Source organism: Pseudomonas sp. P116, from assembly GCF_020149425.1.
Taxonomy (GTDB): domain Bacteria; phylum Pseudomonadota; class Gammaproteobacteria; order Pseudomonadales; family Pseudomonadaceae; genus Aquipseudomonas; species Aquipseudomonas anatoliensis.
The window spans coordinates 796671-803933 of record NZ_JACVHB010000001.1; the positions used below are offsets into that span (position 1 = coordinate 796671).

Here is a 7263-nt window from a genome sequence, read left to right on the forward strand (position 1 = left end):
ACTACCGGCGAAACCGCCCGAAAAACACTTTAATGATGGAACGGATCAACGAACCCGACGCAGGTAACCGTCAGAGGCGACCGTGATCAGCAGCTTGTCTTGCATCTGCTGGTCGATCTCGAAATCCTGGTTCTCTTTCAGGTAGGCCCAAACTGCGGTTTTCGGGTTGTCACCCGGACCCCACGGGCGATCCGGGAAGGCATCGGCCGGCATGTCTTCAACCACGGTGTCCATGACCACGCAGTAGCTGTCAGCCGAAACCAGTGGTGCGTAAAGACGCAGTTCTTCGAGGACATGGTCGTGGGTGTGATTGGAATCGAGCACCACGATCACTTTCTTGCCGGCCGCCGCCTGACGAACCTGCTCGACCACTGCCGGATCGAGGCTTGAGCCTTCGATCATGCTGATGCGCTTGATCATCTGATGGCTTTCGATGGCCTCACGGTTGTGCGCACGGATGTCGCGATCGATGCCCAGCACTTCGCCGTGGCCCTGCAATTCGAGCAGCGAGGCGTAGTAAATGATCGAACCGCCGTGGGCGATACCGCACTCGATCACCAGGTCTGGCTTGATCCGCCAGATCAGCTCCTGCATCGCCATCATGTCTTGCGGCAATTGAATGATCGGACGGCCCATCCACGAAAAGTGGTAGGTGTATTTGTGTTTGGCCGACTGGTTGTAGAACTCCTGGGCCAACGCCTTCAGGTCCTTGTCCTGGCCCTGGGCAATCACTTCGGCCTGGCACTCCGCCTCGAAGGCTTTGATTACGTTATCGCTCATTGTCCGGTCTCACTGAAAAGTCATTTGATAGTCACGCTGCCAAAGGCATTCGCTTCGAGGCACATCAGTTGCTCTGCTGCACCTCAAGCAGATCTTGCAAACGGTCGACCACCGCCCAGAACGCCATGGGTTCGTGTGTCGGGTAGGAGTAATGCCCCAGGTTCAAATCGATCGAAGCGCCGCGTTCGCGCAGGCGTTGCTCGACGAGGGTTCTTACTGAAATCGGCTGGCCACTGGCGCAATTGATCACGCCGTCGAAGTCGCGTTGATGCAGGATCGCGGCGAGGTAAGTGGCCGCGGTGGCAATCGGCAGAAAGTCGCGCAACTGCTCGCCCGCAGACATGTTGAACGACGCCTCACCGGCGTCGACTGCGCGGTCCAGCGCCGCCAACAGACTGTTGGGGTTCTGCCCTTCGCCATGCAGGTAAAACAGCCGCGCCCATTGCAGGGTGAAAGGATGCTCTTGCTGCAAACTCTGCAAAAACAGGTGCAAGGTGTGCTTGGCCAGACCGTACGGATTGCTCGGCCGTGGCTCGGTGTTTTCGCTGAGCGGGCCGCTTTGCATGCCGTACTCGAAGCAGGTGCCGGTGACCAGCACCTGCTTCACCCCCGCCTCGACCGCACGCTTGATAAAGCGGTAATCGGCCATCAGGTTGTGCTCGAAATGGAACAACGCCCGATAGTTCGGCAACCCGGGCCAGGCCAGATGCGCGAGCACGTCGACGCCTTCGGTCAACGCGGCAACATCGAGATCGGCAGCGTGAATATCCGCTGCGACGAACTCGACATCGTTGATCCACGGCATGCCCTGCACGGTTTCTGCGTTGCGTGCCACTGCACGAACAGCGCAGCCGCGCACCAGCAATGCCGCGACCAGATGCCGACCGACGAAGCCCGTGGCTCCGGTTACGAGAACCTTCACAGCACTTTCAACTCAGGCACGGCGATCACGAAGCGGCCGTCCCACTGACGCACTTGCGCCAATTGCTGACTGACTTCGTGCAGCAGGTTCCATGGCAGCACCAGCACGTAGTCGGGTTTTTCGATATCGATCTGCGCCGGCCCAACAATCGGGATGCGACTGCCCGGCAGAAACTTGCCCTGTTTGTGCGGGTTGGCATCGGCCACCCAAGCGAGCAGGTCCGGTTTGACCCCGGCGTAGTTGAGCAAGGTGTTGCCCTTCGCTGCCGCGCCGTAACCGACCACACGTTTACCGTCAGCCTTGGCCTGCAACAGAAAGCGCAGCAATTCATGCTTGATCCGTTCGGCGGCAGGCGCGAGGCTCGCGTAGTACTCGGGGGTTTTTACCCCTGCATCAAGTTCAGCCTGCAACTGTTGTTGCACCGCTGGTTGCACCGGGCGACGCTCACCGTCCTTGCGCTGCACGAATACCCGCAGCGATCCGCCGTGAGTGCTCAACTGGCTGACGTCGAATACTTCCAGGCCGTTGCGCTCGCACAGGGTTTGCACGGCCGTCAGCGACAGATACGAATAATGCTCGTGATACAGCGTGTCGAACTGCGCGCCGGCCATCAGCGTCAGCAGTTGCGGGAATTCGAACGTGGCCACGCCGGTTGGCTTGAGCAAGGAGGCGAAACCGCCGAGGAAATCGTTGATGTCCGGCACATGCGCGAGCACGTTGTTGGCGGCCATCAGGTCAGCAGCCCAGCCTTCGCTTTTCAGCTGCGCGGCGGTGTCGCGACCAAAGAACAGCTCACGAATTTCCAGCCCCTTTTCCCGCGCCGCTTGCGCAGTACTGCGGGTCGGCTCGACGCCCAGACACGGGATGCCGCAACCGGCGACGTACTGCAACAGGTAACCGTCGTTGGCAGCGACTTCGACCACGCGGCTGTCGGCGGTCAGGCCGAAGCGCTCGACCATCTCGGCCACATAGCGCTCTGCATGGGTTAGCCAGGTGCTGGAGAACGAACTGAAGTAGGCGTACTCGGCGTCGAACAGGCTGTCGGCGGAGGTGTAATCCTCGGTCTGCACGAGCCAGCATTGCTGGCACACGGCGACCTTCAGCGGCACCCATTGCTCGGCCTGTTCCAGCCGATCGGCATGCACGTAGGCGTTGGACGGTGGCGAGGTGCCGAGGTCGATCAGCGGCAGGCTCAGCGGTGCGGCGCACCCACGGCAATTCATAGACGCACTCCAGCAAAGTGTTGATCGAGCGCGGGATGGCTGGAATCCCGCGCTGACAAATTATTGACGGGCAACGGCCAGGCAATCGCCAGCCGTGGATCGTTCACCGACAGACCGCCTTCGTGCTCCGGCGCGTAATCAGCGCTGTGCAGGTAGAGCAATTCGGCGTCTTCGGTCAGCGTCTGGAAACCGTGGGCGAACCCGGCCGGAATCAACAGACTGCGACCGTCGCCTGCCTTCAGATGCTCGGCGTGCCAGTGCAAAAAGGTTTCCGAGTCCGGACGCAAATCGACCGCCACATCCCACACTTCACCGCGCAGGCAGGTGATCAGTTTGGCTTCCGGCGCATTCGCGTTCTGGTAATGCAGACCGCGCACGCTGCCCTTCTCGCGGGTGCACGAATGGTTGATCTGGCGGATATGAAACTCACTGCCGAACGCACTCAGACTGCCCTCGCAGAACAACCGGGCGAAGTGCCCGCGCTGATCTTCGAAGCGTTTGTGCTGGACGCTGAACAATCCGGCCAGCGGCAATGCCTGCAAGGAAAACTCGCTCACAGCGCGCCTCGGTACAGGTTCAGTTGGCCGAGGGTGACGGCGCGCATGTCGTCGCCGTTCTGCCACGCCAAATGCCAGTCGAGGGTTTGCGTCAGGCATTGCTGCAAGGTCCAGCGCGGCTGCCAACCGAGCAGTTGGCGTGCGCGGCTGCTGTCCAGACGCAGCAGGCCGGCCTCGTGCAGTTCACTCGGCTCGATGCGCAGACCGCGCGCTTGCGGCCAGCGGCTGGCGAGCAATTCGACCACTTCGCCGACGCTGCACATGTCCGCCTCGCCGGGGCCGAAGTTCCACGCACCGGCGTACTCCGGGCCTTGCTCGTAGAGGCCGGCAGCCAGTTGCAGATACCCGGCCAATGGTTCCAGCGCGTGTTGCCACGGGCGCACGGCTTGCGGGTAACGCAGGGTCACCGGCTCGTCTGCCGTCCAGGCTTTGAGTACATCGGGAATCAGTCGCTCGGGAGCAAAATCACCACCGCCCAAAACGTTGCCGGCACGCGCCGTGGCCAGGGCCAGACCGTGCTCGGCGTACTTGTCTGCCGGGAAGAACGAGGCCGCGTAAGACTGCGCCAACAGTTCGCAACAGGCCTTGCTGCTGCTGTAAGGATCGTGGCCACCGAGGGCTTCGTCTTCGCGGTACGGCCACAGCCATTCCTTGTTGGCGTAAACCTTGTCGGTGGTCACCAGCACACAGGCACGTACGCAGCCGACCTGACGAATCGCTTCGAGCAGGTTCAGCGTACCCATGACGTTGCTGGAATAAGTGCCGAGCGGATCGCGATAGCCTTCGCGCACCAGCGGCTGGGCGGCCAGGTGCAGGACGATCTCCGGCTCGGTATCGGCAATGATTTCGAGCAAGGCACCGAGATCACGCAGATCACCGCGCTGATCATCGATGCCTTCGTGCACCCGCGCCAGTTCGAACAGGCTCGGCTCGGTCGACGGATCCAGTGAAAAGCCGCTGACTTGCGCGCCGAGGCTTTGCAGCCACAGGGTCAGCCAACTGCCCTTGAAACCGGTGTGCCCGGTGACCAGCACACGCTTGCCGCGCCAGAAATCCGCACTCAGGCCCATTGCTTCCATGGGGCCTCCCCGCTCTGCCACAGCGCTTCGAGATGGTTCTTGTCGCGCAGGGTGTCCATGGGTTGCCAGAAACCATCGTGTTCGAAGGCTTTGAGCTGTTCGTCCTGGGCCAGGCGGGCCAACGGCTCGGCCTCCCAAGTGGTTTGATCACCCGCGATGTACGGCAACACTTTTGGCGACAGTACAAAGAAACCGCCATTGATCCAGCCACCGTCGCCACGAGGTTTTTCGGTGAAACCGAGGACCTGATCGCCTTGGCGTTCGAGGGCACCGTATCGACCCGGTGGCTGCACCGCAGTGACAGTCGCCAAGCGACCGTGAGCCTTGTGGTAATCGACCAGCTCGCGAATGTTCAGATCGGAAACGCCGTCGCCGTAGGTGAAGCAGAACGCTTCTTCATCCTGCAGGTAACGACCGGCGCGCAGGAGACGGCCACCGGTCATGGTTTCTTCGCCGGTGTCGATGAGCGTGACGCTCCATGGCTCGCTGTAATTCTGATGCACGTCCATGCGATTCTCGCGCATGTTGAAGGTGACGTCGGAGGTGTGCAGGAAGTAGTTGGCGAAGAAGTCCTTGATCGCGTAGCCCTTGTAGCCGAGGCAGATCACGAAGTCGTGAATTCCGTGGGCGGAATACTGCTTCATGATGTGCCAGAGAATTGGCTTGCCACCGATCTCGATCATCGGTTTGGGCTTGAGGTGCGACTCTTCACTGATGCGCGTGCCGAGGCCACCCGCCAAAATAACTGCCTTCATCGTCTCCCCTCTTGTTCGTCACCGGGCTGCACACAGCTTTTTTGAGCTTTGCGGCCTACTGGCTAACCTTTTTGCCGGTTCGGGCGCAGGTGGGAAGCCCGCGAGCGCTCGTTTTATGGCGATTTGAGGGGGACTTGCAGGAAACGCGCCAGCTCGCAGACCCGCCGAATACCATCACAGGGGACAGCGACGAGCGCCCGGATAAAAAAAGGGAGCCCGACCTGCCACGGTCGGGCTCCCTTCGTTACAGCTCAAAATACCTTCAAAGCCACAAGGCGGATGAATCAGCCAAACATGCTGAACCCATCTCCATTGATCGGCAGAACATCACCGTTGGCCGCTTTGAAGTGCTCGATGGTGTTGCCACCAGCGAACCAGTCCTGCAGTTTTACACCTTGGGCGGTTGGATCGGTCGGCGGGGAATATCCATCGCTGAGGTACAAGTCATCACCCACCCGCGCCAGCTGCAACGTGCTGGCCGACCGGACGTTATTCAGGATCAAGGTGTCATTGGTGCTAAGCCCGTCATCCCGGATAGTCACCAGCAGGTTGGTGTTGACGTAATAGGTGTCATCACCCTCTCCGCCGTTGCCAAAGCCACTGGCTTTCATCTGCCCGACTGGAGTGAACAAGGCGCCAAAGGTCAAATCATCATTGCCGGCACCACCGAGCAAGGCAAAGCCCTTACCCGTACCAAGCAGATCGTCATTGCCGGCGCCGCCAACTGCAGTGCCACTGGCGACAAAAATCGTGTCAAAACCATCCTCACCATAGGCGAAGGTGCCACGGTCATCTCCCGTGCTGATGATGCGGTCATTACCATTGCCGCCGTACAGCATGTCAGCCTGCGGCCCGCTGGCAGCAACATCGACCGCGAAAGGTCCGAGCTGGGTGTTGTAGCTACCGTAAATGACATCGTTGCCGTCGCCGCCATAAATCACGTCATTACCCAGACCACCTTCAAAACTGTTGGCAAGCGCGTTGCCTGTCAGCGTGTCATTGAAGTTGGTCGCGATAATGCTCTCGACATTGATCAGCACATCGCCCTGCGCATCACCGCCCGTATTCACGCCGGACTGCAGATTGATGTTCACCGCCGCAGCGCTGTTGGCGTACCAGACTGTGTCGATCCCTTCACGGCCGTCGATCACGTCGGCGCCACCGCCACCGACGAAGTTGTCGTTGAGCGTGGTACCGGACAACGTGTCGGCAAAATTGCTGCCCTGGAAGAGCTCGATCCCGACGAAGGTATCCCCCGCAGCATCACCGGCGTTGACGTTGGTTTTCAGGTCGATGGTGACCGCACTGTCGGACGACTCGTAGCTGACCATATCGAAGCCTGTACCGCCATCGAGCACCAGGGAAGCCGTGCCGCCAACAAATACGTCGTTGAAATTCGAACCACGCATCGCTTCGATGCTGTTGTAGGTGTCACCCAGCGCGATCCCGGTATTGATCCCGGTTTTCCAGTTGATACTGACGCCTACGGTACTGTCGGCGTAAGACACGGTGTCCAGGCCACCACCGCCGATGAACTGGTCGGCACCACCGCCGCCATACAGCACGTCGTTTCCGTTGCCGCCAGTGATGATGTTGTCGAGGGCATTACCGATGCCCGTAAACGCACCGGTACCGGTGTAGGTCAGACGCTCGACGTTGGCCGCGAGCGTATGGTCCTTGTAGCTGACCCGTACTTCATCGTTACCGCCGCCAGCCTGTTCGATAACGGTTACGCCACCGCCGTTGACGTAGTAAGTGTCGTCACCCGCCCCCCCCTCGTAGGTGGCAAAAAGGTAAGCGTCAGTGGTGAAGCTGTCGTTGAACGCCGAGCCAATGACCTTTTCGACGCCGGTCAGGGTAATGCCCTGCGAATCGCCACCGACACCTGCCAGACCAGCGCCCGGACGGATATCGACGTTAACGCCTGCAGCCGACGTCGAGTAATCG

At 60.3% G+C, this 7263-nt stretch carries 6 protein-coding genes and 1 pseudogene; all 7 read right to left on the reverse strand.

Annotated features, from left to right (window positions below):
• Positions 1 to 45: 45 nt before the first annotated feature.
• Positions 46 to 780, reverse strand: a complete 735-nt coding sequence (locus tag ICA15_RS03945) for a cephalosporin hydroxylase family protein (protein ID WP_150618496.1) — start codon at positions 778 to 780, stop codon at positions 46 to 48.
• A gap of 64 nt (positions 781 to 844) precedes the next feature.
• Positions 845 to 1702, reverse strand: a complete 858-nt coding sequence (locus ICA15_RS03950) for an NAD-dependent epimerase/dehydratase family protein (protein WP_210553706.1) — start codon at positions 1700 to 1702, stop codon at positions 845 to 847.
• Positions 1699 to 2925: a class I SAM-dependent methyltransferase gene (locus ICA15_RS03955; protein WP_210553707.1), complete on the reverse strand. Its 1227-nt coding sequence runs from the start codon at positions 2923 to 2925 to the stop codon at positions 1699 to 1701. Before ICA15_RS03955 ends, ICA15_RS03950 begins: the two co-directional genes overlap by 4 nt.
• Positions 2922 to 3482: a dTDP-4-dehydrorhamnose 3,5-epimerase family protein gene (locus ICA15_RS03960; protein ID WP_210553708.1), complete on the reverse strand. Its 561-nt coding sequence runs from the start codon at positions 3480 to 3482 to the stop codon at positions 2922 to 2924. The genes ICA15_RS03955 and ICA15_RS03960 overlap by 4 nt, the downstream gene beginning before the upstream one ends.
• Positions 3479 to 4561 (reverse strand): CDP-glucose 4,6-dehydratase, encoded by a 1083-nt coding sequence (gene rfbG / locus ICA15_RS03965; protein WP_150602941.1) that lies wholly within the window; start codon positions 4559 to 4561, stop codon positions 3479 to 3481. Before rfbG ends, ICA15_RS03960 begins: the two co-directional genes overlap by 4 nt.
• Complete coding sequence (rfbF, locus tag ICA15_RS03970) at positions 4543 to 5316, reverse strand: glucose-1-phosphate cytidylyltransferase (RefSeq protein WP_210553709.1); 774 nt, start codon at positions 5314 to 5316, stop codon at positions 4543 to 4545. The genes rfbG and rfbF overlap by 19 nt, the downstream gene beginning before the upstream one ends.
• Before the next feature lie 284 nt (positions 5317 to 5600).
• Positions 5601 to 7263: pseudogene (locus tag ICA15_RS03975) on the reverse strand (calcium-binding protein); the annotation flags it as partial.